Consider the following 26,315-nt stretch of genomic DNA (forward strand, 5'->3'; position numbering starts at 1 on the left):
GACATCATTATTGTATGAAAAATATCACTTAAAAACCCACAAAGTCAACAGCCTACCCCCAGCCCCTCTCCCACTGGGAGAGGGGAGTAAATCTTGCCAATCGTAAGCAGCAGCTACAGCATTATCCATTTCTATGTGCAATTCGCGCAATTGTTGAATATCGGCGGCGATTTCGTCGGGGTTGTGGAAGCGATTGTAGGTTTTGGTTAATCCTTCTTGGCGTGTTTGCATGATATTTTGGCGATGGTTGTAGTAGCGATCGCCTATTTCTTCTAGATTTGCGGTTGATGTGGGGAAGGGAAAGGTTTCAAAGCAGTCTGAGGAGGTGTAGCGAATTCCAACACCAAGAGTTGATGAATGATGGCTTAACCATGCAATATGTGTCATTGCTTGTAAAATCACAAAATAAGCAACCTCTAAATTCGCGGTACCAGTCCATGTTTTACTAGAGACAGCACGAGTAATCAGACATTTATCAGCAACTAACTGGTCTAAACCCACCTCACGGGTATCGCCTTGCGCTATTGTGTTTGTGGCAATTAAACCAAATCCACCATAATTATTTAATAGCTGCTTTGCACGTAAGAAAAAATAAGCACAAATATCAGCACTACCTTTTTTATTATTCGCAATCCATTTAACAATAAAATCTCGATAATCCGTACCCAAAGCATCCGATATTTTTCCCCCACCCATAAACGGCGGATTTCCCACGATCGCATCAAATCCAACCCTCACCCCCGTCTCCTCTCCCTCTGGGCGAGGGGTGACTTTACTCCCTTTCCCAGAGGGAGAGGGCTGGGGTGAGGGCAAAAACACCTCTGGAAATTCCAACTCCCAATGAAACGGACGCAACTTTTCAAAATCAGGTAAAGCCTTACCCATCCCATCAGGAATATCTGCACCATCCCGAAAAGTAGTTAACAAAGTCTTTCTTAAACCTTCCCTTTCCTTCTCTGACCAATCATTAAAATAACTCCCAACTAATAAATCGCAACCTCTGCGTAAATCAAAACTTCTCGCATTTGCTTCCGTCAATAAATACACCTTGCGATTTTGGTCTTCCCTCGTCAACACCGGAAGCGATGCAATCTCTCGCCGTAACTCAATCACCTTATCAACTTCCCGCCGAATCTCCTCAGCAAATAACTCCGGTGTCCCAGTTGTGTCTAAATTCCAATAACGCAACTGTTCCAAACTCACCCCAATCAGCGAATCCCCACACTTCAGGGCATGATCCACAAAGGTAAACGGACGATTCTTTTGCAACGTTATCAACCACAGCGATAACTTTGCCATTTCCACCGCCAAGCGGTTTTTATCCACCCCATACAAACACCTGTCCGCAATTATCCGCCGCGCCACCATCAACCGTTCATCCGCATCCTTGGGAATTAATTACACACTCCTCTGGACGCGACTTAGATAAAGTTCCCTCCGGTGCAGTCACCACCTTCCCCGGATTCGCCTTTTCCGCATTTTCCCACGCTTCCACCAACCGTTCCGCCAAATAGCGACAAGTCTGCACCAAAAACGCCCCCGAACCCATCGCCATATCGCAGATTTTCAATTTTAATAACTCTGCTGCTGACTTGAGTTTCCACTGTTCTTTCGGCTTCTCCTCAGCCACACCCTCATACACCAAGGGTTCCAAAGTGTACTGCACAATTTCTTCCGTCAAACTGCGCGGCGTGTAGTGTGTCCCCGTCTCCCGGCGATCGCTTCCCTGCGTCACATACACGCTTCCCGTAGGAATCACCACCGGATAACCTAAAGTATCTAATCTTACTAACCCAGCAAAAGGCAACACGCGGTTAAATAATTCCTGGTCATTATTACACGCAATGAGAAGTTTGCCCTCACCCCCGTCCCCTCTCCCTCTAGGCGAGGGGCGATTTTGCCCCCTCCTCACCCCATCTTGATCTTGCCCCCTCTCCCAGGGGGAGAGGGCTGGGGTGAGGGTCTTCCTTAGTGCCAAAATTGACCTACCAGTTTCATCTTTAAGAAACTTAATTAACTCCTCCTCACCCTGCGCCAGCTTATCCTCCAAAGTCTCCAGCGCTATCTCCGGTTCCTGCGATCGCGTTCCCATCAACCCCAAAACAGGCGCAGTTGCCCTTACTGCTGTATGGTCGAGTAAACCTTCATAAACATGACCAATTTGTTCAATATCCAACGCCCGGAAGGATAGCCTACGTGGTTCTACAGTACCAGCCACCTTAATTGTAAAGCTTCCAATAGGTGCAGCACAATCCGGTTATTCACAGGAATCGGGTCAGCAGAAATTTCTTCCCAGCGTGTCCCCGACATTCGACCTTCTAAAAATGGGAACCTGTCAGGGTCAAATAAACTACCACCATAGGCGGGAAGCTGCAAAATATCATGCTGAACACCGCCATAAACTGCCCGAAATGTCGCCAACAGCCGACACCAAGCATCATAACGCCGTTCTAATACTTCCTCACCTTCTTTATCAGCCCGTTGCTGCAACTGTTCCCGCAGAGTGGAAACAGCATAATACTGGTCATAAAGGGGGTCGCCCAGTAGCAACAAACCCCGTTCTTCCGCCGAAAACAAAAACACCAGCCGCATCATCACCGTCAACGCAGCTTCGTAAAGGTCTGTTTCAGAAATACCTTGAAGGAGAGTGCGGTTTCTATCTTGGTCGATGTGGTCTAACGCCTCTACCAACACCTCCACCGCCTTGCGGACTTGATAGCCAAGTTGGTCGGTAACTTCTTGCTGGTCGGTAACACTTGCTTGCAGCAAAGCCTCCAAGCTTTCTGAGTCATCTACCCCAAAAAAGCGCTGTACACCCAGCAAACTCCGAAATGCCCGCAGTGTGATGTGTTCTTCCAGCCACAGCGCCCCATACCAGGAAATAAAACCAGTCGTTTCCCCGCGTGGGGCGTTTACCAGCAGCCAATGTTCTCCATTCGTCACCAACCCCAACCGCACATTACAAGCGTGCAGTAACTCCATCATCCGCGTCGCTGGACTTGCTTTCCAACGGCGGTCTTTGAGGGGTTTTTCTAAATTCTGCTGAGGCGATACAATCTGCACTAATAAGCGAGGTTTACCCTCACCCCCGTCCCCTCTCCCTCTGGGCGAGGGGTGATTCTTCCCATTCTTGTGCTGTTGCAATTGATGACGAGAAAGTTACGTATGTGCATTGACAAGCTTCGTAAGCAACAGCCATTAAAGCTAAATCTTGATCTTCTGTTTCAACATAAACAGGAAGATAAGCTAAATTCTCATCTTCATCCGCTTCTAAAAAATCTTCATCGTCTTCATTCGTTTCTAAAAAATCTTCATTTTCTTCATCGTCTCCATTTTCATAATCATATTCGGAGTAAAATTCTTGTCCTGTCTTGTAAGGTACTAAAACAATAAGTCCATTTTTGCTCATGTTTTTATTCTTTTTAAGATTATGTGTTGGGAACTTGAGATGAACTATTAATAAATATTTATCTAGTTAAACAAAAAAAACTCAGGGACATTCAATTAACAATGGACTTTCAGGAATAAAGCGAGAATTATAATAAGACTTTTTACCTAAACCTTTCAAAAAGCCAATTTTTCTAGGAGAAGTTAATGGTTTCAAATCTTGCACTTCCCAAAAACTAGCCCAAGTCGGCTTATCAGTAGCAGTAGATGGCGGACGAAATTGAGCTTTACCTGGATATCTGCCATTGCGAGAATCGTTGTAGTTTATTTAAAGAAATTTCGTCTTTTACATCTAGAAGATATTTGGCGATCGCGCCTTGCCATTTTTCTTTTCTTCCCCGATTACTGAATCGATGTTCTAGTAGTCAGTATTTTAAAGTAGCGCGATCGCAAAATTAATGGTGTTGAAAGCGATCGCCTAGAGAAACGATCGCCACATACAGCACTGGCACTACAAATAAACTCAAAAACGTAGAGACAATCATCCCACCAAAAACGGCTGTTCCAAGAGATTGTCGGCTGGCTGCTCCACCACCAGATGCAGTGACAAGGGGCAAAATGCCTAAAAGTGTGGCCAATGAGGTCATCACAATGGGTCGTAAGCGAGTCTGAGCCGCTTCAACAGCTGCTTTGGGAATGGAAAGCCCAGTATCTCTGAGTTGGTTAGCAAACTCAACGATCAAAATTGAATTTTTGCTTGCCATGCCAATCAGCATCACCAATCCAATTTGGCAGAAAATGTCATTTTCTAGCCCTCGAATCAGTTGAAATAGTAGAGCGCCTAAAAGAGCAAGCGGCACTGCCAAAAGGATAATCAAAGGATCGATAAAGTTTTCATACTGAGCCGCTAGAACTAGAAATACAAAGACAATTCCTAAGCCAAAGATGATCATAACCTGTGAACCTGCTTGCACTTGTTCAAGCGATAATCCTGACCACTCATAGCTCATTCCTTTTGGCAATAGCTCGGTTGCTACCTGCTGCATGGCTGCGATCGCCTGTCCAGAACTGTAACCCGTCGCTGGTGAGCCGTTGATCTCAGTAGAACGAGATAAGTTGTAGTGGCTGATTTGTTGAGGCGCAGTTGTTTGAGTAATTTCGACCAAGTTATTCAGAGGGATCATCTCTCCAGCTTGAGAACGAACATAAAAGCGGTTGATATCTTTGGGACTAGAGCGGAACGGCTGGTCTGCTTGAACATAAACTCGGTAAATCCGCCCTAAAAAGTCAAAGTCGTTGACATATTCAGATCCTAGAAAAACTTGTAGTGTGCTAAATATGTCCTCCAAAGACACCTGAAGTGCCTTCGCCTTCTCTCGCTCTACTTTAACGAGTAGCTGTGGGTTATTAGCGCTAAAGCTGGAATATAAGTTTTGCAACTGAGGCAGCGTATTTCCCCGCTTCACCAGTGAGCTTGTTGCCTGAGCCAGCGGATCAAAGCCCCGGTTAACCTGCTCTTGCAGTTCAAACTGAAAGCCGCCAAAATTGCCTACTCCTTGTACCGCCGGAGCCGGATAGCTAACGACGGTTGCGCCGATGATGTTTCCAAAAGGTTGACTCAATCGCGCCATAATTTTATCAACCGACTGCTCGGCTTTTTTGCGTTCAGACACAGGCTTGAGCGTGACATAAATTGTCGCTTGATTCGCTGCACTGCCTGTATACGTGAATCCGGCATCTGCAAAGACACCTGTGATTTCAGGAATCTTCAGAAGCTCCTGTTCAACTTGATTCATAATCTTATCCGTGTAATCCAGCGAAGAGCCTGACGGTGCTTGAATGGTTACAACAAAATAGGCTTGGTCTTCAGTCGGTACAAACCCTGTTGGTACTTGCTGAAATATCCAGTAGGTCAATGCTAGAGAGAGAACAAAGCCAAAAACAATTACAACTTTGAACCGCATTAAATGACTTAAAGTCCAGTTATATCCCGTCTGTAGCCCTGTCAGTACGCGATTGATGGGAGTGAAAAACCATCCTCGCCGATCGCTACCTGGGCGAAGCAAAATAGCTGAAAGAACTGGAGTCAGGGTTAAGGCATTGAAAGTCGAAACCGCGATCGAAAAGGTAATGGTTAATGCAAACTGCTTGTAAAGTTGCCCAGTTGTGCCTGGAAAGAAAGCGACTGGAATAAATACAGCTGCTAGCACTAAGGAAGTCGCCAAGACTGCGCCAGAGATTTCCTGCATTGCAGCAGAGGCAGCCTGACGAGGCGACATCCCTTTGTCTTGGATGAAACGAGCGATGTTTTCGACTACGATAATGGCATCATCTACCACCAGTCCAGTTGCTAGAACCAAACCAAACAGTGTCAGCGTGTTAATTGAAAAACCAAATAGTTTTGTGAATAGAAATGTACCGATTAAGGAAACTGGAATCGTAATCGATGGAATCAGCGTACTTTTCCAGTCCTGCAAGAAGATGAAGATAATAACGATCACCAAGACAATCGCCTCAAACAGAGACTTAATCACCTCATGCATGGATTCTTCCACAAAGGTCGTCGTGTCGAGTGCGATCGCATACTTGAGTCCAGGTGGAAACTGTTTAGCCAGTTGCTCTAATTCTGCCCTTGCTTCTCTTGCTGCATCTAGAGCATTTGCCCCAGGTCGCAGCGAAACTCCGATGCCGACTGCACTCTTGCCATTGAAGCGAACCAGGATGCTGTAATCTTCGGCTCCAAGTTCTGTGCGCCCCACATCTTTAAGTTTGACAAGCGTTCCATCTACATCTGATTTGACAATCATCTCGCCAAACTCTTTCGGATCGGTCAGCCTACCTAATGCCCGGACACTGAACTGGTAGGGCTGATTGCCTGACGTGGGTGGCTGGCCTAACTGTCCGGCTGCGACTTGTGCATTCTGCTCCCGTAGGGCGTTAGCGACATCTGCCGCTGTTAAATCACGCACGGCAAGTCGATTGGGATCAAGCCATAGGCGCATTGCATACTTGCGCTCGCCATAGAACCGCACCTCACCCACACCGTTAACGCGCTTTAACACATCTTTGAGGAACAAATCTGCATAGTTACTAATATATAGGTTGTCATATTCGCCATTTTCGGAGTAGAGAGCGATCGCCAAAATTAGTTGTGTAGAGGTTTTTGTCACCGTTACGCCTGTCTTCTGCACCTCTTCAGGTAGCCTACCCTCTGCGGCTTTAATCCGATTCTGCACATCCACAGCCGCCAGATCGATGGCACGTGACAAATCAAACGTGACGGTGATTGTGCTGCTGCCATCATTGCCACTCGTAGAGGTGATGTATTTCAGTCCCTCCACACCGTTGATTTCTTGCTCCAACGGCACCGTGACAGCTGATTCTACAACTTCTGCACTGGCTCCAGTGTAGGTCGCTTTCACAACCACTTGAGGCGGTGCAACTTCTGGATATTGAGCAATCGGAAGTGTAAAAGCGCTAACTGCCCCAACCAGGATGACGATCAGAGCAGAAACAATGGCAAAGACAGGACGCTTAATAAAAAAATTGACGAACATAGCATAACCTGTAAAGCATCAAATTTCCTGAAATCAAAAGTGAACCTAAACTACACCTGCGGCAACTAACACACCGATCGCACATAAGGAAGTTTAAGACTGCCAACATGAGCAGAAATCTTCTAAGAAACTTCCAAATAAAAAATATCCCAAAACTGACCCAAAACCCCTCTCATTTCTCCTCTCTCTGTGTTCTCTGCGCGGCAGTCGCTCATGGGGGAAACCACGCCACTTGCTCATGGGGGAAACCCCCAAGACCGCAGTGGCTCCCCAAGACCGCGCTGCCTTGTCTGTGTGGTTCGTTTATTTTATTTCTTGGAAGTCCCTAATCCTTCATGCCTCAGATATCTACGCTATGAACTGGACGCGATCGGTTTCATCGCTTCTGAGAGAATTGCTGTTCCATCAGAGAGTTGCTGAAGTCCAGAAACGACAATTTGTTCGCCGGGTTTCAGCCCTTCAATCACCTGGTAGTTTCCGTCTTCCACCTCACCCAGGATCACAGGTCTTTGACGAGCCACTAAGTCTGTATCAGCTTTCTGAGCGACGAAAACAAAATCTTTCCCACCCAAACGGGAAATTGCCGCCGTCGGTACAAGCACACCTGGACGCTCATCCCAAATCACTCGTGACAGCACTTGTTGATCGGCTCGTAAACGCCCGTCTGGATTGGTATAGAGTGCCTTGATCGAGATAGATTCACTTTGATTATTGACATTAGGTGAGATAAAGAAAACTTGACTGTTGCCGATCAACTTGCCCTGTTGATTAATGAGCTGTACAGTCATTCCTGGTCGTAAATCAGCAGCACGCTCTGAGGGTACTGATAAATTGACTTCTAGAGGATGATTTTGGGTAATGGTGGCAAGTTGAGTGGAAGGACTGACATAATCACCCACCTTTGTAGGAATATTGCCAATTGTCCCGGCAAAAGGAGCAATAATCTGGTAGTACTGAAGTTCAACCTGCTGTCCCCTAACATTGGCAGCCGTCTGTTGGAAAACTTTCTCCTTACTGGCAATGATTGATCGCTGTGCTTCAATTCGAGCTTTAGCGGCATCAAGTTCTGCTTTGGCATTATCAAGGTTATTGCGCCTGCCATCTAACACTTCTTGACTGACTGCGCCTTCTTGGTAGAGGGTTGAGTAGCGATCGCATTGCTGTTGTTGCAGTGCTACATCTGACGCTTTAGCGCGGCGATCGGCTTCCAAGGGAATTAGTGAAGCTTTGGCACTTTCAACGTCTGCTTGGGCTGACGCGGCGGCAGCACGAGAACTGGTAATCTCGGCTTGTTGGCGATCGGGATTGATTTGAATCAGAGGAGTGCCCACTGCAACTTCAATTCCAGGCTGGACGAAGATTTGAGCGACTCGCCCATCCACTTGGGGGTGAAGTGCGATCGATCGCCTCGACTCTAACCGACCAATGAATTCTGAGGTGTTGCGAACTTTTCCAGCTTGGACTGAGGCAAGTTTGACGCGAACGGCTGCGGTAGCTTGTGCTTTTTCTGCTTTTGCATTGGAATCAACAGAATGACAAGCTCCTGCAAACGTCAGGATTAAAACAGTTGAAAAGAGGTAGCTAACACCCCTTAGCGTTGATATGCTCTTGCTCATAACTCCTTTCCTTTTATAGAAGACGATATTCCTTTTCGGTAATCACTTGTATGAATGACGCTAACGATGTTGAGTATTCAAAGCAGACTCAAAACTTTGTTGCACGTTCTCTAATTTTTGATTTGTCGTCATAACGGTTTGATGGCAACACAAATTGGTTATACCGTTTCTTTGTGAAGCTGCGCCAAACTCTCTCAAACTCTTACCTTGGCGCTCTTGGCGTTCTTGGCGGTTCGTTAAAAAAATTAAATGCATCTTCATACAGAATTGGTATTACGGTGATGATGGCGATCGTCAGCAAAATCTGACTCGATCGCTTGCTGATGAGAAAGCTGGCAACTGTATTGCTAAAATGGCGTTGGTTTTATAAAGAAAAATCTTTATAAATAAACTCTATAAAATTGCATCAACCCTGTCTTGCACGTTCTTTCGATTTTGGACACATTCTTACTGACTTTTGAGAAAGGCTTTAGGAGTGACCCCAACTAATCGTTTGAAGTGACGACTGAGGTGACTTTGATGGGTAAAGCCAAGAATATGGGCAATTTCTGCGATCGGTAGTTCATCTTGCAATAGCAATTTCTTGGCACGTTCTATCCTGCACTGGATCACATATTGATGGGGTGCCAAACCTGTTGACTGTTTGAACAAGCCAGAGAAATAACTCGGACTAATATGAACCACTGCGGCTAAAGCCGATAATGTCAAGTCTTGTTCTAGATGAGCATGAATATAATCCACCAACTGCTGCAATTTGCGTTTTGGCAAACCGCTTGCAACTGCCGGAAGCATCTGTTTCTGAGTAGAATAATGGCATAACAGGTGAGCTATTAACGCAGTCGTCATTGCGTTCACATAGAGACGCCCCCCCATACCATTCGATTCGAGTTCTGTTTTAAGAGCTAATCCAATGCTATGAATTAAGGGATCGGGACGACTGAGAGTGGGTGTCAGTTCAACATCTTTTATTATGTCGGGCGCTTCAGCAATGTGCTGCGCTAATAGTGTAGATTCAAAAGCCAACGCAATAAATTGATGTTCAGTATTCCAACACGCCCAGTTTCGGGCATTTGCTGGTATAACTGTGATCGTTCCATAGCTAATTTGAGTTGGTTGGGTTAGTTCTTCAATGGTCTCAATCATAGGTGATTGCAGCGTGCGATCGTGAATAATGATGCGGTGCTGCCTACAGGAGTGTTCAACCATTTCATACGGTGGCTGACGCTGGTATTGAAGATAAAACCGATCCCAATCTGCTGAGGCGCTCGAAACCAGAGCTTTGTGTGGATAGAGCATAAAAGAATCAGCTTTGCTAGCCAAATCAACTCTCGGAGCCTCTTCCCCTACCATGATTCACACCCTCTATCAGTCAAATTGCCAAGGCTTACTGTAATCGTAATGACTTCAGTTTAATCTATTTCTAAAGGGATAGCTTTAGCAATACCTTCGCCAATTTACGAGGGCTAAACGGCTGCGCTTAAAACTTCATGGTTGGTCAGTTTGCCATCTTCCATTTGCACAATGCGATCGGCTAGATATAGAATTCGGTTATCATTGGTGACGAGTAGAATGGTACAGCCTTGTTCTTTGGCTAATGTCTGCATGAGGTTGACTACATCTTGACCGGATTTGCTATCTAACAATGCTCCGGACAAAACTAGGCAGCAATACAGCGCTTCCGGCTATTATGCAATACAGTTTTTTTCCTTGCCCTCTCCTATCAAAGCTTTCAGATTTGGGAATGTACCTCATAGCTGCCGTAAGTGCTGTAACGCTGTAAGAGCGTAGGTTTTGGTAGTTAGGATGGAATTTAATTAGCGATCGCGCTCTGCCATTTTTCCACATTTTCGTCTCCAGCCAGCTTGTGAACATCTTCTAAACTCGTCACCTCATCAAGCACTGCCAAAACATTCGCTTTTTCAACAGGTGGTACTACAGAATCACCCTCCTGGTTAGGATATGAAAATTGGTGTGGGCCGTGTGGTTTAAAAGTTTGTGGTGTTTCCGGTTCAATCAAATCATCTAAATCGAGGTGCATTGTTGTCCGCACTAGACCAGCAAAGAGATCGGTGCTAATAATTGGCCCCAAAAGACTATTGCGATCGCCTACGGCGGGGCGTAGCCCATCGCGGGTATCTTGCAACAGCACTTCGGCACGAGACCTGAGAATATCCCCAATTTGACTGAAGGCAAGCGCTGCGGTTAATAGCTGTGCCTCCAAGGGTAGTTTTTCTAGCTCGGCATCTAAACATTCTCACATCGGTGCTAGTGTTGATGTCGCTGGAGATTCAGACAACTCATCTAATACATCCCAGATTGTTAATTGGCGGTATGTGGTCATAATAATTCGTAATTTCTAATTCGTAATTCGTAATTATTGCCTTACGGATAAATCCGGGGGCTTGAATAAAGTTGCTACGCGTTTTCTCTTTCTTCATAACTGAAGTTAGGGGCTTGTACCCTCAATGATTTAATTATTAATTAACTCCTAATTAATTACGAATTACGAATTACGAATTACGAATTACGAATTATTCGGTCATCTCTAGGATTCTGGATGCAACGGGCAGGGTCGTACTGGGCAGTAGCTTGAGGCAATCTCAAACATATCCTTATATTGATATAGTGAAACACTGTATTGTTTTGCAAAAGCCTGCAACACCTGATCTTGTCAATAGGGATATAGGCATCTCACCCGTTTGACAAGAAAAATTAGTGGGCACAAGATGGACAACAGCCAATGGATACAGATGGTAAGCTAGAAAGTACATAACAGTTAAATCGATGATGTCCCATGAACGTTGTCACACCAAAACGATTTACTATTGACGAATATCATCGGCTGATTGAACTGGAATTTCTAAAGGAGAGCGATCGCATCGAGTTGATTCGCGGAGAACTAATTCAGATGGTAGCCAAGGGCACACCTCATACAGTCTGTGGTTCTATCTTATGCCGCCAATTGGATCGGTTGTTGGGCGATCGCGCCGTGATTCGCGGACAAGATCCGATTACTTTGCCAAATCAAAGTGAACCTGAACCAGATGTGGCGGTAGCACGTGGCAAAGATGAAGATTATCTCGCCCATCATCCCTATCCAGAAGATATTTTTTTAGTGATTGAGATTTCGGACTCAACCCTAGATTACGACCAAACAACAAAGTTAAAAATCTACGCAGAAGCCGCAATTTCTGATTATTGGATTGTCAACTTAAATGTTCGCCAACTTGAACGTTACACCCAACCCTATCAAAATGCTCAAGGTGAATTCAATTATCTCAGCAAGCAGATATCTTTACCACATGAGTCAGTAGCGATTCCTGGATTTGAAGATGTTTTATTAGACTTGAATCGGATTTTTCCCACGGTTGTAAATGCCTAGAAATACGCAATTTCCCATTTCGCACCCAACAGTAGAGACGTTGCAATGCAACGTCTCTTAAGATCAAGCACAGAAGACCAACGAGATTCAGCATTGCTTTCATAACAACGAGTTAATTTTTGAATTGTTACATTAAGAATTAAGTTCACTTTGACTGTCTCCATACAAGGTTGTACTCCCTTTCAACAGCCGCCAGCAGTTTTGACTGCAACGGTGAAAGATACGGTTTGGCTTACCCAACCCCTGCAACAGCGAATCCACAGCCTCGTCACGCCTGGCCACTTGATGCAACTGCCGTAACCTCACACATAACTACTGCTTCACTCACAAAGTGCGATGGCGTAACCGCCCGCCGTAGCGATCGCTCTTAACCGAATGGCAAAAAATCACCCAGCAATACCTTTGCCACTCTTGTAGTTCATCGCTCTGGGTTTCCTCTTGCCTATAGGGACTACTTTCGATTGCTTGGGTGCTTGTGGTGGACGGCATTTCTCGCAATATAGAGGTCTAACCCCAAAAGTTTCTCGTTGTGTGGGTTGTTCGCACTGCTTACACACAAAGTTAAAAACGCGAGTATGAATTTCCCGCTTGTGCGCTCTGACAGTGTACTCTCGGACATCAATTGTTTTGCTGGGCATTGATTACCTATTGTGGTCTTACTTCTAAAATATAGTTTTTTATCTTAGTTCTGCAAGATCCGTGCGTCATCTGACGAAAGTAATTCTACTTACAGCGCTTCCGGCTATTATGCAATATAGTTTTCTCCTTGCCCCTCTCCTATCATTGCTTTCAGCTTTTAGGATGTACCTCATAGCTGCCGGAAGTGCTGTAATCAAATCGATAGCTTATAGCCTCGGTTGGGATCAAACTTTTCTATACCCCTTTGTAAACCAATTGCTCCTTCCTGAATCAAATCTAAGAATTCCAAATTGCGGTTCTGGTATTTCTTGGCAACAGAAACTACTAGTACAGCTTGGCGTAAATAAGCCAAGTATTAGATAGCTAACACTTTTCCCTCATACGTCCACTTAAAAGGTTTAGCCATTGTTTTATTAAAATAGTCGATAAATCCGAGAATTCGAGTTTTGAGGTCATCCTGGCTTTTGAAGCTAGCACGCTTAAGTAACTTACAAACTAAAATACTAAACCAAATCTCAATTTGGTTGAGCCAAGAAGAATGTTTTGGTGTGTAATGAAAGACGATTCTATGTGTTGGGTCTTTCAAAAAAGCAGTACGGGATTTCATGGATTTGAGTATACCGCTTTTTCCCTTAATACCCAGATCAATACTAAATTCCTGAGTTCCATATTTACACTACTTGAAAACTAAAGCTAAGACTTGCCCAATTATTCACATCCCAGCTATATGAGTCGGCTGCTGTAGTGTTCATCTCGGTTTTGAGGGCGCTGGCGTTATGCAAGTCTTGTAGCAAGGCTTGTGCAACGTCTAAAGGATTTAACAATGGGCCAATCGGCTGTTGTTCGGCTGTGGAATACTTAGCAGTATTCAAGGCAGCGAGAGTTCCGCTAAAGGGCGTAGTACTAAAAATCAGTTGTTGTTCGCACTCAGAAGCTGGCCCTGAAATCACCCATTGAGAAGCAGTATTTTGGGGTAGGGTGAGGCTTTCACCTGGCGCGATGACGATTTCTTTGAGGATGGGCTTGGTATCCGCAGTGTTTGGTTCTTGGGGGGTTTCCCAAGAGTAGAAGGCAACTGCTGTATGATTATTGTTTAATCCCAGCAAGATTAAATATACTGAGCGATCGCTCTGGTTTTCCACTCGATATTGCATTCGACTACCGATAGGCACTATGGGAGTGGGGAGAGACGTGATTAATCGTGTCTGTACTGATTTTTTTATGGAAGTTTCAGTTTTGAAAGCTCGTACTGTTTCGCGCTGCATAACGACGCGAGGCGATATATTATTAATTATTTCTAAGGTTGCCTTGAGAGCCAAGCGAGAAGAACCTTGATTTTCTGTAAGTCGCCATAACTTGGCTGCTAGCAAGGTTGATAATTTTGGCGCTAACTTTTGCACTGTTAATTTTACTGCTTCTCCTACTTCCCCCGTGGTATTGGGAATTAGCTCACCACCAAGAGAAAATAGACCATAACGAGTGGGAGTTTCCTGTAGCTTGGCAAATACATAATCAGCTGGTTTCTCTCCTGCAACTACGGTAGAGACATGGGAAAATCCAGCAAAGGCACTTGTAGCGTCTACCCGCTCAATTCTTTCCAATCCAGTATCGAAAGCTATTATTAAATTAATATTTCGCGGTAAAACCCGGACTGCTTCTTGGACGAGTTGCCCGATTTTTAGGGGATTTGCACCTTCAATTTTGGCAATTTGCGCTTTTGCTGTTAAGCCAGTGCGCGATCGCAATACTAATTGCTCTTTTGTCTGTAGGGTAAATCGAGAATTCACTCCGTAGTATAGCAGTACTTGTGGGGGTAATCCTGCTAACCACAGATGGACTGTTTTACCGTCTTCTTCAATATCACTCACCGCACCTTCTGCACCAATGATATCGTCTGGCAGTAGAGACGTTACATCTGAATTTTTCTGACTACTTAATAACGCTGGTTGCTGTTTACTACCTAATTTATATAGAGAATTTTCTACGTGGGAGAGGGCGATTTGAATTTTGGTAGCTGGGGTAAATTCCCACAAATACTGCGTCAAGGCGTAGGTAAATAACCCAGCACTAAAACCAGAAAAAAGACCTTCCCTTGCTGGCTGCTTTGGTTCTGAGGTAGCTGCTAAAACAATCGGAGTGTTGGATAAATTCTGAGTTTTAAGTTGTTGGAGAAAGTCGAGTTCTTCTATTGCTAGCTTTGCTACCGACTCTTGAAGGGCGCGGGTTTTTAATCCTATTACTGTGCTAAGAGCATCATAGCTAGTATCCAATACTGCTGTTACTTTGTCTGTGGGGAGCGATCGCAATAATAGCAGTAGAGTTTCTTCTAATATATGGTTGACTATTTTGTCATCTTGTGAATTTAGAGCCACATTAGCTGTCACCAGAGCATTTTGCATTGTATCTGGCGATGTTTCCAATGTGACACGAGTGCCATAACCGCTAAAGTGGAAAACAACCATATCACCAGGTTTAGCTTGTTTGCCTAGATGATCCAAAAAAGCCGCCTCAATGAATTCCCTGCTGGCTTGTTCCTCAGTTAAGGTTAAAATATCTGACCCTTGAAAACCAAAGCGGTTAATCAAAAGTTCTCTTTGCAGTTCCACATCCGTCAGACAACCACTGAGGTTTAGGGTTTTGGAGTATTGGTTAATACCTATTAACAATGCCAACTTGCGGGGACTGGGTTGTGCCAAAGCCTGATAATAGCGATTTCCTAAAGACAACCACTCAGCTTCCGTTACTCCCAATACCGCGAGTATTGAGCCAATTCTATGTAAAAACGTGCGGCGTTTCATAATTAGCTATCAGCCCTAAGCCCATTAGCTAGCAGCTTACAGGGCTGAACTCTGTATTGTAAAGTTACAAAAGTGTGGGGAGTGGGGAGTGGGGAGCAGGGGAGCAGGGAGCAGGGAGCAGGGAGCAGGGAGCAGGGGGAAATGGAGAAGAGTTTTCCCCTCTGCCCCCTGCCTCTTTTCAATTTTTATTTGTTCTTTGGAGAGAAAGAGTAAGTTTGTCTGCCCCTCTGCCTCTTTTCAATTCCCAATGCCCTAAACAGGTACTTCTATCCGCATTGCCCGCGCTAACTCTGCTGCTACTTCAGGACGAGAAAATTCTGGTGGAGGTAATTCACCACGCCGCAGCATTTCTCGGACTTTTGTCCCCGATAGGTGAATGCGTTCTTCTGGTTTGCTGGGACTGGTTTTAGATGTTGCCATCTGCTTAGTACGCATACAGTAGAAAGCGTGTTCAAATTTCATCGGCACAATGCCTAATTCACCTGGGGTAAATTCATCAAAGATATACTGAGCATCGTAAGTACCGTAATAGTCACCAACGCCAGCATGATCCCGTCCGACGATAAAGTGAGTACAGCCGTAGTTTTTGCGGACTAAAGCATGGAATATTGCCTCACGAGGCCCAGCGTAGCGCATTGCGGCTGGATTAATTGCCAAAGTTACCCGATCTAAGGGGTAGTAATGTTCCAGCAAAATTTCATAGCAGCGCATCCGCACATCGGCGGCGATATCATCTTCTTTTGTTGCTCCGACTAATGGGTGCAAAAATAGACCATCAACAATTTCTAAAGCGCACTTTTGAATATATTCGTGGGCGCGGTGGATAGGGTTGCGAGTTTGGAAACCAACGATTGTTTTCCAACCCTTGTCTTTAAATAGTTGCCGTGAGGCAGCTGGGTCTATTTGGTAAGTGGGAAACTGGGGATGAGGTTCACGCTGCAATAGCCAAATATCACCCGCCAGATGTACATTACCTTGGTTATAGAGTACCTGTACGCCTGGATGTTTGACATCATCAGTGCGGTAGACATTTATTGCTTCGCGGGTTTTGTCGTAGTTATATTTTTGCGTGAGTTGCAAAACTGCAATAAATTCACCTCTGGAGTTATCCAGACGGATTAAGCCACCTTCTTGCAACGGGGAAGCTACTTCTTCGCTGACCGATAGTGTAATCGGGATTGACCACACAAGACCATTAGCTAGTCGCATTTCTGTAACAGTGCGATCGTAGTTTTCCTGGTTCATAAAACCCGTGAGTGGACTAAAAGCCCCGATCGCAATCATTTCTACATCGGAAACGGCGCGATCGTCAAGTTGCACTCGCGGCAAAAAGTCAGCTTTTGAGAGAAACTCTGCTCTTTGTTCTGGTGTGGCGATACGGTTAACCAACTGTCCACCGTGGGGGGCTATGGCATCTGGATTGTGACTCAACGTAATCCCCTCTTTGCTTTTACTGTTATTGTTTCAGATTATGTACTAACTTATCAAATGCTGGTACGTAGAAAAAAAGAGTTTAGGGATATAGGGTTCTGGGTTCTGAAATTGGTATCAGCGCTCCGAGAGATTGGGGGTATACCCTAACAAAAAACTCCCCTAAAGTGAATGAAGAGAGTCTAGAGAGTTAGTGAAGAGTTATTGCATTTCTAACAGTCCTATCACTTGCTCCAGTTTCATCTTAGCCATGTGCAAACCTAGCAGTTTCTCTTGGTCGTATCTGTCTGGATAGTTCATTCTCCTTCCCTCAAGAGTGATTTTGATGAGTGCTGACTGTTCATCAGTAGGTGAACCCATTTCATCAATTGCAGTGCTTATTATCTGGATAGTGTTAAAGTCAGGAGTCTTCAATCCCCTTCCTTGTCTCATCTGCTGTAGCGCTAGTTGGGGAAATGCCATTAGAGATACGATGAAGCTCGTCTTGTAACCTGGGTTTCCTGTAGGCTTAATCCCGTACCTATGACACAAATCATGTAATTCAAGAGTAGTTTTGATTTCGAGTTCTGACCTTGTGAACATAAAATAGAATTGTCTATTTGCTAAAAGTGGACATTGGCGGGTATTAACTTCTCTAGGGGAAATACTCGCCAATTTTAAGCATACAATGCGTTGCCCAATTGATCGTACTTTACATTCACAATACTTAAAAAATGCCTAACCCTGAAGGCAACCCAGACATTAAAAAATATGGATTTAAAACTGATAGAGATGAGCCTTTAACAGAACGGATTGCTATTCGAGTTACTAAGTCAATGGCTGAAAAAATTAAAGCTATTGACAATTATCCAGAGTTTTGTCGTCAAGCTCTGAGCGAAGCGTTAGATAAGCTCGATCAATCAGTTAGTTAGTATATGTTCCTATAAATCAGTGCGAGAGTAACGACAACAAGTGTAGAAGTAATTTTTGATAGAGAGTAGGTAGTCGTAGCCCGCCGTAGGTATCGCTTTTCAGGATTCACTTTTGCTAATTGAGCCTAATATGGCAATAAATGGCATAAACTGCCATAAAATAATATTATGAAGGAAAAATTAGGGAAGCAGTACCAGTGAAAAGTATAAATATATCTCTCCCTGATGCGATGCGGACTTATATAGAAGAGAAAGTGGCGACTGGTGGTTACAGCAGTGTCAGTGAATATTTCCGTGAGTTAGTGCGCCAAGACCAAAAGCGTCAAGCGGCTGAACGTTTGGAAACGATGCTTTTAGAAGGTCTAAATTCTGGGAATGCAACTGAGATGACTCCTGATGATTGGGAAGATATACGCCAAGCTGTGCGAGAAAGAATCACCAAGCATAAAGGGTCAAACCAAGGTTAATGAGCGACGTAAGCAAACGACCGCAAGTCATCCGCGATTTGATAGAATTAGCAACTTATATTGCAGAAGATAACTTGGAAGCTTCAGATCGGTTTCTTGCAGCAGCAGAAACAACTTTCAAACAACTGGGTAAAATGCCAGGAATGGGAAAATCTTGTCAATTCTCTCATCCTAATTTAGCTGGTGTTCGACAGCAAGCAATAAAAGGATTTAAAAAGTATCTTGTTTTTTATCTTCCTTCGGATTCGGGTATACAGATTCTTAGAGTCATTTATGGCGGACGAGATATTGAAACAATCTTGGATGAAGATTTAGCAGAGAATGACTTGGAATAATAATTACGAGTATTTTACGCATCACTTTTAGGATAAGCGATCGCAGTTCCAGAACTATGGATTTACGATAGTAAAAAGCTGAGGATTTATTTAATCAGAGATGGAAATTACATCGAATCTGATAACAGTTCTAACTTCCCAAATATCCCTCTAACTCAAATCGTTGCTACTACAGTTGAGCGAGCTTGGCAAGTAGGAACTGTACAAGCTTTGAAAGAGTTTGAAGGAGCATTAGATAAATGATTTTAGTCACTTTGAAACTGTAAATATTCCAACACCAGTAACCGCAAGTAGTCTAACGTTCTAATATAACTCTTTATCTGTTCATAATTGTCAGTACTGCCAAAATAAAAACCCGCAATCTGAGGTATATTTAAAACTTGCATAGCTTGTAATTGCTCAATTGCCTGGTCTTGATTGACAATTTTACCTGTGCTTTGAATTTGACTTGCATACCCTCTAATATTTACTGTTAAAAGTTCAAGTTCTTCTAAAAGTGAAAACTCTTCATCTTCTGGTGGAAACTGAATAGAAATTTCTTGTCGTTCGCCGCGTGTATTTTGATAAATATTAGTCAATTGTACTAATAATTGACTAATATTTATCTTAACTAATTCTTGCTGATTTAAAATTGCTTTAGTCATAATTCACTCCATAAGTAACTATCTTTTCAGTACCATATTGGTCAGGTCTGACAATCAGATATTCATTGCCTTTACGGTATACAGCTGAACTATCTCCACGATATCCAGTTTTCGGAACTCTGATCGCTCCTTTTTTATTAAAGTTATGAGCTTTGCGTAGATACTTTAATGGGTTAATTCCTTTTCTATTAGCATGGTCTAAAATGCTTTGGGCAACACTGGTATAGGTAGCAGCATCCCACTCACTTATGTACTGTTGAATCTCTGCCGCCTCTGCTGAGGTATAGCTTTTTAATAACTCTATCAAAAACTCGTCAGAGATAGGTTCTTTCGACATATATCCATTAAAAACTAAAACCACCCTTCCTCGTTTATCAGGACAGGGTGGTTTTAGTTTATGCCAAAACAGGGTAAGAGTTATTATTAACTAAATTGCTCAATAATTCCGCCACCTAACACTTTTTCCCCGTCGTACCACACCGCCGCTTGTCCGGGGGTGATGCTGAATTGGGGTTCATCAAACACCAAACGCACACGAGAGTTTTCCAACGGAATCACCGTCACTGGTGTAGCGGTTGAACGATAGCGAATTTGCACTTCGGCATGAATTGGGGTGGATGGTTGGGCAATGGAAACCCAGTTTACCCGTCCGACAGTGCATTCTGGCTGAGTTACCTTGGTGCGATCGCCTACTACTACTTTATTATTGGCTGCATCTAATTCAATCACATACAACGGTTCGGCAGCCGCAATCCCCAAACCTTTGCGCTGGCCAATGGTGTAGTGATGGACACCATCATGCTGTCCTAAAACTTTGCCTGTAGTATCTACAATATCGCCTGTTTTGGGAGCTAAATATTTATCCAAAAATGCCCGCATGGAACCGTTACTTTCCACTAAGCATAAGTCTTGACTTTCTGGCTTGTCGGCAGTTTTCAGTCCGTATTCAGTCGCAATCCGGCGCGTATCAGTTTTTTCGAGTTCGCCGAGAGGAAATATCGTTGCTGCAAGTAAATCTTGAGACAAATCATAGAGGAAGTATGACTGGTCTTTGTTGCGGTCAACAGCCCTTAATAATTGGTAACGTCCAGTTGCTTCGTCATAGCTAATTCGGGCATAATGACCAGTGGCGATGCGATCGCACCCCAATTGTTCATGAGCATACTGTACCATTGGCCCAAACTTCACTGTTTTATTGCACTGAGAGCAAGGTAAAGGCGTGATTCCAGCACTGTAACCAGTCACCAGATAATCGACAATATGCGTCTGAAACAGATCCCGAATATCTACAATCTGATGGGGAACACCCAATTGTTCACAGAGATCAGCCGCGTCGATCATACCTTCAGAGCAACATTGACCTTTGCCTTTCATTAGCCAAAGAGTCAAACCAATCACTTCATAGCCCTGATGGTGCAGGATAGCTGCGGCGGTGGAACTGTCAACGCCACCAGAAAGACCAACGACGACTTTTTTCATACAAAGCACGACACGATAGCTGCGTGGTTGTCCAATTGTAGCATACACTCTTAAAAGCCTTGCTACTAAAGCACTTCAGTTTATGAAGAAGCAAATAAATATTGTTCTTCACTCCGTTATCATCCAAGAGAACTGGGAAGCCATTCTTCTCTCCCCCGCTCCCCCTGCTCTACTCCTCCATCACCCTTATCTAAGATTAATTACATCTGTATTTTTTGCCACGCAGATGAGCTAATTTTACGTTAACGCTATATAGTTGCTACAACGGTGAACTAATTAGTTCCTGATGGAAATTGTCTAAAAATACTTTGACTACTTTCTAAGTACTATGTCGAGAGGAATACCAAGTAAATTTACCCCATTTCAGATGCTGTACCGAAGTTCTGAGGGTTGGAAGCCCACTATCCGACTTCTCCCCCTGTTAGTAGGAGGATGGTTAGTGCTGATTTCTGACTTTACCCCAGCACAAGCACAAATCCACAACAGTATGCTACTGGCTCAACAAGGAGGTGAAGCTTTACCACCACCGCCAATTCCTTTTGGTCAACAGCCATCACCGCAGTTACAACCAGCAGAACTAGTGGAGGACAATCAATCCGATCTGAACTTTCAACCCCCCCAACCATTACAAAACAATCAATCCGATCTGAACTTTCAGCCCCCCCAACCTACACAGTTTAGTCAATATAACCAGAACTTTGAGCGCTACTTAGTTTACGTAGATAGTAGTGATTTCCAGACGCTACAAGCAATCCGCCGAATTGAACCCAGTGCTTACATTCGCCAGTACCAAGGAAGGAATGTTATTCAGTCAGGTGTTTTTAACAGAGTATCTAACGCCCAACAACGGGTGAATGAGTTACAGTCACGGGGAATATATAGTGCCCGGATTCTCAGCTTTGCTAACGGACAGGAAATAGATATAGGTAATAGAGGCTTTGGAGGCGATCGCAACAATATAAATCCTCCCAAGCAAGTCTCTAGATATTATGTCGCTATTCCCACCACTCAAGAACAGTTATCTGCGATCGCAGAACAAATTAGGCAGAATCTAGCCCGATTTAGTCAAGATTTAGGACGATCTGGCGCAGTCCTCGAAAGGACGCAACCACGAGGACCACACGTGGCAGTAGGGCCTTTCTCCGATCGATTCCAAGCTGAGGAATGGAATAAGTATCTGCGAAATATAGGATACCGAAATGCCAGGGTTTACTACGGCAAATAAATTCGATTTTAGATTTTAAATTTTGGATTTTGGATTGAAGGAGAAGTCTCAAATCTAAAATCCAAAATTGAATCACTTCCTCAATTCTTAACGCAGGGATTCAATAATTACCGCTATTGTAATTAAACACAACAGAATAATTCCCACGGGAAGCAAAAACTGTTGTAACAGGTACAGCAGTATGGGGATGATTTGTAAGATCCCTAAACCACTGGATAGGACGTAAGCGATCGCAATCCCAAACAGCGCTAACAAAAAATATTTCAAAGACTTAGAAGCAAAGCGAAATAAAAGCGTATCCTCATTGGTGTCCATAATTTTACTCACGAAAGTAGCTGATTTTTTAGCAGTGAATATTCTTTTTGATTTCCCATTTTTCATTTACAAAACGGAAAATGGGAAATCCTACCCAGGATGAAGATTAGTTTTACACGTGGATATTTACCTGATTGGGTGAATTATTCAAAGACTGTTGCTGCCTTTGTGGATTGCTTTGCTTTTCATAACTAACTAATAGTTGAAACGAAATAAACAGGCTCAACAACAGCAGCAAAAACGAGCCGAAACCAGAGGAATACTTATTTATTTCTCGTTCAACACCACATTTGAGACAAACATATCTATTAGGATTACGTGTATCTTGGGCAAAAGGGCACTGATTTTGATTGCAATCATGATGACAATCTCTGTCTAACATCATTGAACCTCCTGTAGGATAAAGACTTACATACTTAGTTGTAAATACGCTCTACAGAATCTAGTTAGTTAATACCCACTGCTGTTTAGTAGACATCACTTTCATGAGTCATTAATATCGGACGGTAACAAGTAATATCTGTGATTTACTAATCTTGCAGTAGTAGCGCTGGTAAAATCTGTCCTCAACCACCTTATTATTGGCGCTTAACTTAACTTCGCCTGTATTAATTACAAGAGTAATACAGACCAGAATGCTTTGCAGTCGGATAAAGTAACTTTCCTACCGAGTAGGAAAAAGTATTTTGTAGTATGGTAAGTATGAAGAAGTAGTAAAAATATGGTTATAATAATTACAAATGATACATCAAGTTAGGAAATGGGTGTAGAAGAAGCCTTAGAGTTTTTAGATAACTTGGTTTTTCTTGAGACGGGAGAACATCTAGATAAAACTCAAAGGATTATCTTGCGTAATTTGTGGGAGGATGAAAAGCGGACTTACCAGCATATCGCTAACAGCCGTGGTTATACAGAGGCGCATTTAAAAGCAGTTGGTGCAGACCTTTGGCATTTACTTTCCAAAGTGCTAGGCTCGAAAGTCTCAAAATCTACCTTCCAAGGCGTGGTTCAGGGATTTAGAACAACCCAACAGTCGCAAAAAGCTTCCCAGATACCAAATTTAGCAACGAATGGGACTAAACCCCAAGATTTAGATTCTAACTTTGTAGGGCGCGATCGCCAAATAGCCGAACTCCACACCCTAGTCAGCCGGGGAGAAAAAGTTATCCTCATCCAGGGTGAAGGTGGTGTTGGCAAAACTAGATTAGCACGCAAATATTTTAAAAGTCAAAAATTTAATTTTGTTCTAGAACTGTGGATGGCCACAGAAATCCAAAACCTTACTCCTGTAGAGAGTGTAGTTGAAGAATGGCTACGGCGATACTTTAACGAAGAACCGGGAGGAGACTTTGGTATCAGCTTAGAACGGCTACGGCGCAAACTCCGAGAACAAACTTCTAAAATTGGGATATTTATCGATAATCTAGAAACTGCTCTCGATAAAAATGGCAAGTTCCTAGAATATCGTCGTCCTTATGTTGAGCTATTGAGAGTATTAGCAGACTCGGATGTACATTCAATTACTTTAGTAACAAGTCGTGAGCGTTTGCGGGAATCTAGCGTAGAGGTTTATCTTTACCCACTCGGAGGTTTAGATGATGAAGCATGGCGAGAGTTTTTTAGCAGATGCCACATCAATTGTGATTGTACTATTCTCAATGAAATGTGCAGAGCTTATGGAGGTAACGCCAAAGCAATGCAAATTCTCCGAGGAGCAATATTGACAGATTTTTCTGGTGATATACACGCCTATTGGCAGGAAAACTGTACAGATTTGTTAATAGAAAGAGAATTAAAAGATTTAGTCACCAGTCAATTTACCCGTCTTCAAGAAAATGACTTAGAAGCCTATCGCCTCTTGTGTCGTTTAGGATGCTATCGTTATCAAGATATTCCTTCACTACCTATTGAGGGAGTTTTATGTTTGCTTTGGGATGTACCAGAACAAAAACGTAGACGTGTAATTAAATCTCTGCAAGATTTGTCTTTAATAGAAGCGAAAAAAGGACAATACTGGCTGCATCCGGTAATTCGTGATGAAGCGATTAGTCGGTTAAGGTTAGTCAGTGAAGAATGGGAATTAGTAAACCGAAAAGCTGCCGAATCTTGGACGCAACGAGTTACAGCTATCAAAAATATCACAGATGCTTTAACTGCTTTAGAAGCTTATTATCACTATGTAGAAATTAGTGATTTTGAGCAAGCTGGTGATGTAATTTTACAAGGGCGAGGTAAACAGTGGAGTATAGGTTTGCCTTTGGGTTGCTCATTTTACCAACTGGGACTGCTCCAGAAAAATTTCTCTGTAATTCAACGGATAATAGATGATATAAAATCGCCAGAAAGGCTAATTAGACTTAACAATATACTTGGCTATACATATCGAATAATCGGGTGTATTAGAGAAGCTATAGAATGTTATGAAAAATCAGGGAAAGTCTTAGGCACATTAGATGTCAAACAAACAAAAATATCTATTTTATTTAATACAGGGCTTTGCAAACTTGAATTATGGGAAATAGAAGCAGCCGAAGATTGTTTCAATTCTGTTTGTAGCCTTGCTGAACAGAATAGCAACCTTGATGATTATATGACTTATGCTCAATGCTGTCTAGCTTTGATAAAATCACGCTCTGGTAGCAAAGAAGATGCTTTTGGTCTTGCTGAAGTTGCCTTTTATGCCATGTCATCATCAACTAGAGTAACTTTATGGGGAATAGGACATAGTTTAGTAACTCTCTGCTTAACTTATAAAAATTTAGGTAATCTAAAAAAATCCTTTGAATTGTGCCAAAGAGCTATATTTCATTCTGAACAAAACAACTTTACCCAAATTAAGGCTAAGGCTATAAGTTGTCTGGCTGAACTTTTTCGAGAACAGGGAGAATTTGCCAGAGCAATTTTTCATCATTCAGAAGCGATAGAAATTCTTGATAAAATTGGTGCTAAATCAGACTTAGCTGAGGCTTATTATCAGTTGGCATTGACTCATAAAAAAATGGGTGAAATTGATCGAAGTAGGGAAAGTTTTGTGCAAGCGATGTCTGCGACGGGCTACGCCTACGCACTTTTTAACGAAATGCAAGCACCCAGGCAAGTTGAGAAAGTTCAAATAGCAATGGAGTGTTTTGAAAAATAAGCAATAATATTCGATTTTAATGCTTATATTTTTTCATCTTTAGTATAAGAGGTTGTTTGAAAAGTGGTCGGCTGTAATTTTAGGAACTTCTAGATCCCCCCTAACCCCCCTTCAAAAGGGGGGAACCGGAATTAAAGTCCCCCTTTTGAAGGGGGATTTAGGGGGATCTAAAACGTTTTGCTACCGACCAAAAAACTTTTCAAACATCCTCTAAATACCCGTTACAAAACTGTACTTCCGACTTGCGACTTGGCTCCTAAAGAGGTCTGTTGTCTCCATAATATAGATACAAGGCGTGTGATAATTAGAGGTTTTTATGTCCCTAACGCTTGAAGACTTGGAACAAATGCAGCAACAGCATCCCGACTTTCGCATGGAACTAGTTCAGGGTAATATTATTGTTATGAGTCCATCAGGATACGAATCAGATGAAGTCGCAGCTGAAATGGTAGCCCAGTTACGTAACTGGGTTAGACCGCGTAAACTGGGACGAACAGCAGCTTCTAGCGCCGGTTTCAGATTGCCAAATTCAGATTTACGCGCACCAGATGCTTCATTTGTTTTAGCCGAACGCTTGCGTCGCAGTCCTAAGTCTTTTGCTCAATTGGCTCCTGATTTGACTGTAGAGGTGAAGTCCCCTAGTGATAATTTAGAGGATTTGAGAACCAAAATTCAAGAATTTCTGAGTTTGGGAACTAAGGTAGGAATTTTGCTCAATCCAGATGAACGAATTGTTGAAGTTTACAACCTTGGACAAGAAGCAATAATCCTTCGTGATGGCGATATTTTAACAGTTCCCGAACTGCTACCAGGATGGGAAGTACCAATTGCAGATTTGTGGCCTTTAGAGTTTGACTAGGATAGCGATCAAAAAGCAGGAGAAAGGGAACCCCATATTTAAAAATAGGGGTCTAAATTGCCATTACAAAACTTAATTACGTAAAGCCTGCGGCATAGCTTCGCTTAACGCGGAGCGTGCCGGAGGCTCTA

28 protein-coding genes and 2 pseudogenes are annotated in these 26,315 nt (G+C 43.2%); 10 read left to right on the plus strand and 20 right to left on the minus strand.

Features of this window, described 5'->3' with window-relative positions; all coding sequences use genetic code 11:
• Positions 1 to 24: 24 nt before the first annotated feature.
• The 4 genes from HWQ36_RS10420 to HWQ36_RS10435 are packed head-to-tail and all read right to left on the minus strand — an operon-like array spanning position 25 to position 3,409.
• Complete coding sequence (locus HWQ36_RS10420) at positions 25 to 1,326, minus strand: DNA methyltransferase (RefSeq protein ID WP_292701638.1); 1,302 nt, start codon at positions 1,324 to 1,326, stop codon at positions 25 to 27.
• A gap of 49 nt (positions 1,327 to 1,375) precedes the next feature.
• A complete protein-coding gene (locus tag HWQ36_RS10425) occupies positions 1,376 to 2,218 on the minus strand; it encodes a hypothetical protein (RefSeq protein WP_292701640.1) in 843 nt (280 codons plus the stop codon).
• A complete protein-coding gene (locus HWQ36_RS10430) occupies positions 2,203 to 3,063 on the minus strand; it encodes a type IIL restriction-modification enzyme MmeI (RefSeq protein WP_292701641.1) in 861 nt (286 codons plus the stop codon). The genes HWQ36_RS10425 and HWQ36_RS10430 overlap by 16 nt, the downstream gene beginning before the upstream one ends.
• A gap of 19 nt (positions 3,064 to 3,082) precedes the next feature.
• On the minus strand, positions 3,083 to 3,409 hold the full coding sequence (locus tag HWQ36_RS10435; protein ID WP_292701644.1) for a hypothetical protein: 327 nt from the start codon (positions 3,407 to 3,409) through the stop codon (positions 3,083 to 3,085).
• Between the two features lie 245 nt (positions 3,410 to 3,654).
• On the opposite strand from HWQ36_RS10435, the gene HWQ36_RS10440 reads away from it, so the two are divergent.
• The gene (locus HWQ36_RS10440) at positions 3,655 to 3,846 is read left to right on the plus strand and encodes a hypothetical protein (protein ID WP_292701646.1); all 192 of its coding nucleotides are present in this window, start codon (positions 3,655 to 3,657) and stop codon (positions 3,844 to 3,846) included.
• On the opposite strand, the gene HWQ36_RS10445 is transcribed toward HWQ36_RS10440, so the two are convergent.
• Together HWQ36_RS10445 and HWQ36_RS10450 are read right to left on the minus strand one after the other, a co-directional pair.
• Positions 3,843 to 6,944 (minus strand): multidrug efflux RND transporter permease subunit, encoded by a 3,102-nt coding sequence (locus HWQ36_RS10445; RefSeq protein ID WP_292701648.1) that lies wholly within the window; start codon positions 6,942 to 6,944, stop codon positions 3,843 to 3,845. The genes HWQ36_RS10440 and HWQ36_RS10445 overlap by 4 nt on opposite strands.
• Before the next feature lie 353 nt (positions 6,945 to 7,297).
• A complete protein-coding gene (locus tag HWQ36_RS10450) occupies positions 7,298 to 8,560 on the minus strand; it encodes an efflux RND transporter periplasmic adaptor subunit (RefSeq protein ID WP_292701651.1) in 1,263 nt (420 codons plus the stop codon).
• A 154-nt stretch (positions 8,561 to 8,714) separates the two neighbouring features.
• On the opposite strand from HWQ36_RS10450, the gene HWQ36_RS10455 reads away from it, so the two are divergent.
• Entirely contained in the window at positions 8,715 to 8,930 is a 216-nt protein-coding gene (locus HWQ36_RS10455; RefSeq protein WP_292701654.1) for a hypothetical protein, read from the plus strand.
• A 77-nt stretch (positions 8,931 to 9,007) separates the two neighbouring features.
• Here the strand turns inward: HWQ36_RS10455 and HWQ36_RS10460 are convergent, their stop codons facing one another.
• From HWQ36_RS10460 to HWQ36_RS10470, 3 genes and pseudogenes are all read right to left on the minus strand, one after another.
• Positions 9,008 to 9,910, minus strand: coding sequence for an AraC family transcriptional regulator (locus HWQ36_RS10460; protein WP_292701657.1), 903 nt, complete (start codon positions 9,908 to 9,910; stop codon positions 9,008 to 9,010).
• A gap of 113 nt (positions 9,911 to 10,023) precedes the next feature.
• Positions 10,024 to 10,221: pseudogene (locus HWQ36_RS10465) on the minus strand (ABC transporter ATP-binding protein); the annotation flags it as partial.
• Between the two features lie 149 nt (positions 10,222 to 10,370).
• Positions 10,371 to 10,781, minus strand: coding sequence for a hypothetical protein (locus HWQ36_RS10470; RefSeq protein ID WP_292701660.1), 411 nt, complete (start codon positions 10,779 to 10,781; stop codon positions 10,371 to 10,373).
• A 573-nt stretch (positions 10,782 to 11,354) separates the two neighbouring features.
• On the opposite strand from HWQ36_RS10470, the gene HWQ36_RS10475 reads away from it, so the two are divergent.
• Together HWQ36_RS10475 and HWQ36_RS10480 are read left to right on the plus strand one after the other, a co-directional pair.
• Positions 11,355 to 11,942: a Uma2 family endonuclease gene (locus HWQ36_RS10475; protein ID WP_292701663.1), complete on the plus strand. Its 588-nt coding sequence runs from the start codon at positions 11,355 to 11,357 to the stop codon at positions 11,940 to 11,942.
• A gap of 170 nt (positions 11,943 to 12,112) precedes the next feature.
• Positions 12,113 to 12,313 carry a hypothetical protein gene (locus tag HWQ36_RS10480; protein ID WP_292701666.1) on the plus strand — a complete coding sequence of 67 codons (201 nt, stop codon included), beginning with the start codon at positions 12,113 to 12,115 and terminating at the stop codon, positions 12,311 to 12,313.
• 15 nt (positions 12,314 to 12,328) lie between these two features.
• On the opposite strand, the gene HWQ36_RS10485 is transcribed toward HWQ36_RS10480, so the two are convergent.
• From HWQ36_RS10485 to HWQ36_RS10510, 6 genes and pseudogenes are all read right to left on the minus strand, one after another.
• Positions 12,329 to 12,580, minus strand: coding sequence for a hypothetical protein (locus HWQ36_RS10485; RefSeq protein ID WP_292701669.1), 252 nt, complete (start codon positions 12,578 to 12,580; stop codon positions 12,329 to 12,331).
• A gap of 206 nt (positions 12,581 to 12,786) precedes the next feature.
• Positions 12,787 to 12,909, minus strand: a pseudogene (locus HWQ36_RS10490) (sigma factor); the annotation flags it as partial.
• Positions 12,910 to 12,936: 27 nt separating this feature from the next.
• On the minus strand, positions 12,937 to 13,167 hold the full coding sequence (locus tag HWQ36_RS10495) for a transposase (RefSeq protein ID WP_292701747.1): 231 nt from the start codon (positions 13,165 to 13,167) through the stop codon (positions 12,937 to 12,939).
• 85 nt (positions 13,168 to 13,252) lie between these two features.
• Positions 13,253 to 15,379 (minus strand): caspase family protein, encoded by a 2,127-nt coding sequence (locus tag HWQ36_RS10500; protein WP_292701671.1) that lies wholly within the window; start codon positions 15,377 to 15,379, stop codon positions 13,253 to 13,255.
• A gap of 252 nt (positions 15,380 to 15,631) precedes the next feature.
• Positions 15,632 to 16,810, minus strand: coding sequence for a sulfate adenylyltransferase (gene sat, locus HWQ36_RS10505; protein ID WP_292701674.1), 1,179 nt, complete (start codon positions 16,808 to 16,810; stop codon positions 15,632 to 15,634).
• Between the two features lie 201 nt (positions 16,811 to 17,011).
• Positions 17,012 to 17,392: a hypothetical protein gene (locus tag HWQ36_RS10510; RefSeq protein ID WP_292701677.1), complete on the minus strand. Its 381-nt coding sequence runs from the start codon at positions 17,390 to 17,392 to the stop codon at positions 17,012 to 17,014.
• Positions 17,393 to 17,523: 131 nt separating this feature from the next.
• Between HWQ36_RS10510 and HWQ36_RS10515 the strand changes: the two genes are divergently transcribed.
• The 3 genes from HWQ36_RS10515 (at position 17,524) to HWQ36_RS10525 (ending at position 18,523) form a co-directional block, all read left to right on the plus strand.
• Positions 17,524 to 17,721, plus strand: coding sequence for a hypothetical protein (locus HWQ36_RS10515; protein ID WP_292701680.1), 198 nt, complete (start codon positions 17,524 to 17,526; stop codon positions 17,719 to 17,721).
• Positions 17,722 to 17,918: 197 nt separating this feature from the next.
• Positions 17,919 to 18,188: a type II toxin-antitoxin system ParD family antitoxin gene (locus tag HWQ36_RS10520; protein WP_190936344.1), complete on the plus strand. Its 270-nt coding sequence runs from the start codon at positions 17,919 to 17,921 to the stop codon at positions 18,186 to 18,188.
• Positions 18,188 to 18,523, plus strand: a complete 336-nt coding sequence (locus HWQ36_RS10525) for a type II toxin-antitoxin system RelE/ParE family toxin (protein WP_292701687.1) — start codon at positions 18,188 to 18,190, stop codon at positions 18,521 to 18,523. Before HWQ36_RS10520 ends, HWQ36_RS10525 begins: the two co-directional genes overlap by 1 nt.
• A 245-nt stretch (positions 18,524 to 18,768) precedes the next feature.
• Here the strand turns inward: HWQ36_RS10525 and HWQ36_RS10530 are convergent, their stop codons facing one another.
• From HWQ36_RS10530 to mnmA, 3 genes are all read right to left on the minus strand, one after another.
• Positions 18,769 to 19,167, minus strand: coding sequence for a hypothetical protein (locus tag HWQ36_RS10530; RefSeq protein ID WP_292701690.1), 399 nt, complete (start codon positions 19,165 to 19,167; stop codon positions 18,769 to 18,771).
• Entirely contained in the window at positions 19,160 to 19,504 is a 345-nt protein-coding gene (locus tag HWQ36_RS10535) for a hypothetical protein (RefSeq protein ID WP_292701693.1), read from the minus strand. The genes HWQ36_RS10530 and HWQ36_RS10535 overlap by 8 nt, the downstream gene beginning before the upstream one ends.
• Before the next feature lie 86 nt (positions 19,505 to 19,590).
• Positions 19,591 to 20,646: a tRNA 2-thiouridine(34) synthase MnmA gene (gene mnmA / locus HWQ36_RS10540; RefSeq protein WP_292701749.1), complete on the minus strand. Its 1,056-nt coding sequence runs from the start codon at positions 20,644 to 20,646 to the stop codon at positions 19,591 to 19,593.
• Between the two features lie 367 nt (positions 20,647 to 21,013).
• On the opposite strand from mnmA, the gene HWQ36_RS10545 reads away from it, so the two are divergent.
• The gene (locus tag HWQ36_RS10545; protein ID WP_292701695.1) at positions 21,014 to 21,871 is read left to right on the plus strand and encodes a hypothetical protein; all 858 of its coding nucleotides are present in this window, start codon (positions 21,014 to 21,016) and stop codon (positions 21,869 to 21,871) included.
• A gap of 87 nt (positions 21,872 to 21,958) precedes the next feature.
• Here the strand turns inward: HWQ36_RS10545 and HWQ36_RS10550 are convergent, their stop codons facing one another.
• A complete protein-coding gene (locus HWQ36_RS10550; RefSeq protein WP_292701699.1) occupies positions 21,959 to 22,186 on the minus strand; it encodes a hypothetical protein in 228 nt (75 codons plus the stop codon).
• Between the two features lie 112 nt (positions 22,187 to 22,298).
• Positions 22,299 to 22,571 (minus strand): hypothetical protein, encoded by a 273-nt coding sequence (locus HWQ36_RS10555; protein WP_292701701.1) that lies wholly within the window; start codon positions 22,569 to 22,571, stop codon positions 22,299 to 22,301.
• 375 nt (positions 22,572 to 22,946) lie between these two features.
• On the opposite strand from HWQ36_RS10555, the gene HWQ36_RS10560 reads away from it, so the two are divergent.
• Together HWQ36_RS10560 and HWQ36_RS10565 are read left to right on the plus strand one after the other, a co-directional pair.
• Positions 22,947 to 25,325: a tetratricopeptide repeat protein gene (locus HWQ36_RS10560; RefSeq protein WP_292701703.1), complete on the plus strand. Its 2,379-nt coding sequence runs from the start codon at positions 22,947 to 22,949 to the stop codon at positions 25,323 to 25,325.
• A gap of 316 nt (positions 25,326 to 25,641) precedes the next feature.
• On the plus strand, positions 25,642 to 26,184 hold the full coding sequence (locus tag HWQ36_RS10565) for a Uma2 family endonuclease (RefSeq protein ID WP_292701704.1): 543 nt from the start codon (positions 25,642 to 25,644) through the stop codon (positions 26,182 to 26,184).
• The last annotated feature ends 131 nt before the right edge of the window (positions 26,185 to 26,315 follow it).

Origin of the sequence: Nostoc sp. NMS2 (assembly GCF_017115105.1) — a bacterium.
Taxonomy (GTDB): domain Bacteria; phylum Cyanobacteriota; class Cyanobacteriia; order Cyanobacteriales; family Nostocaceae; genus Nostoc.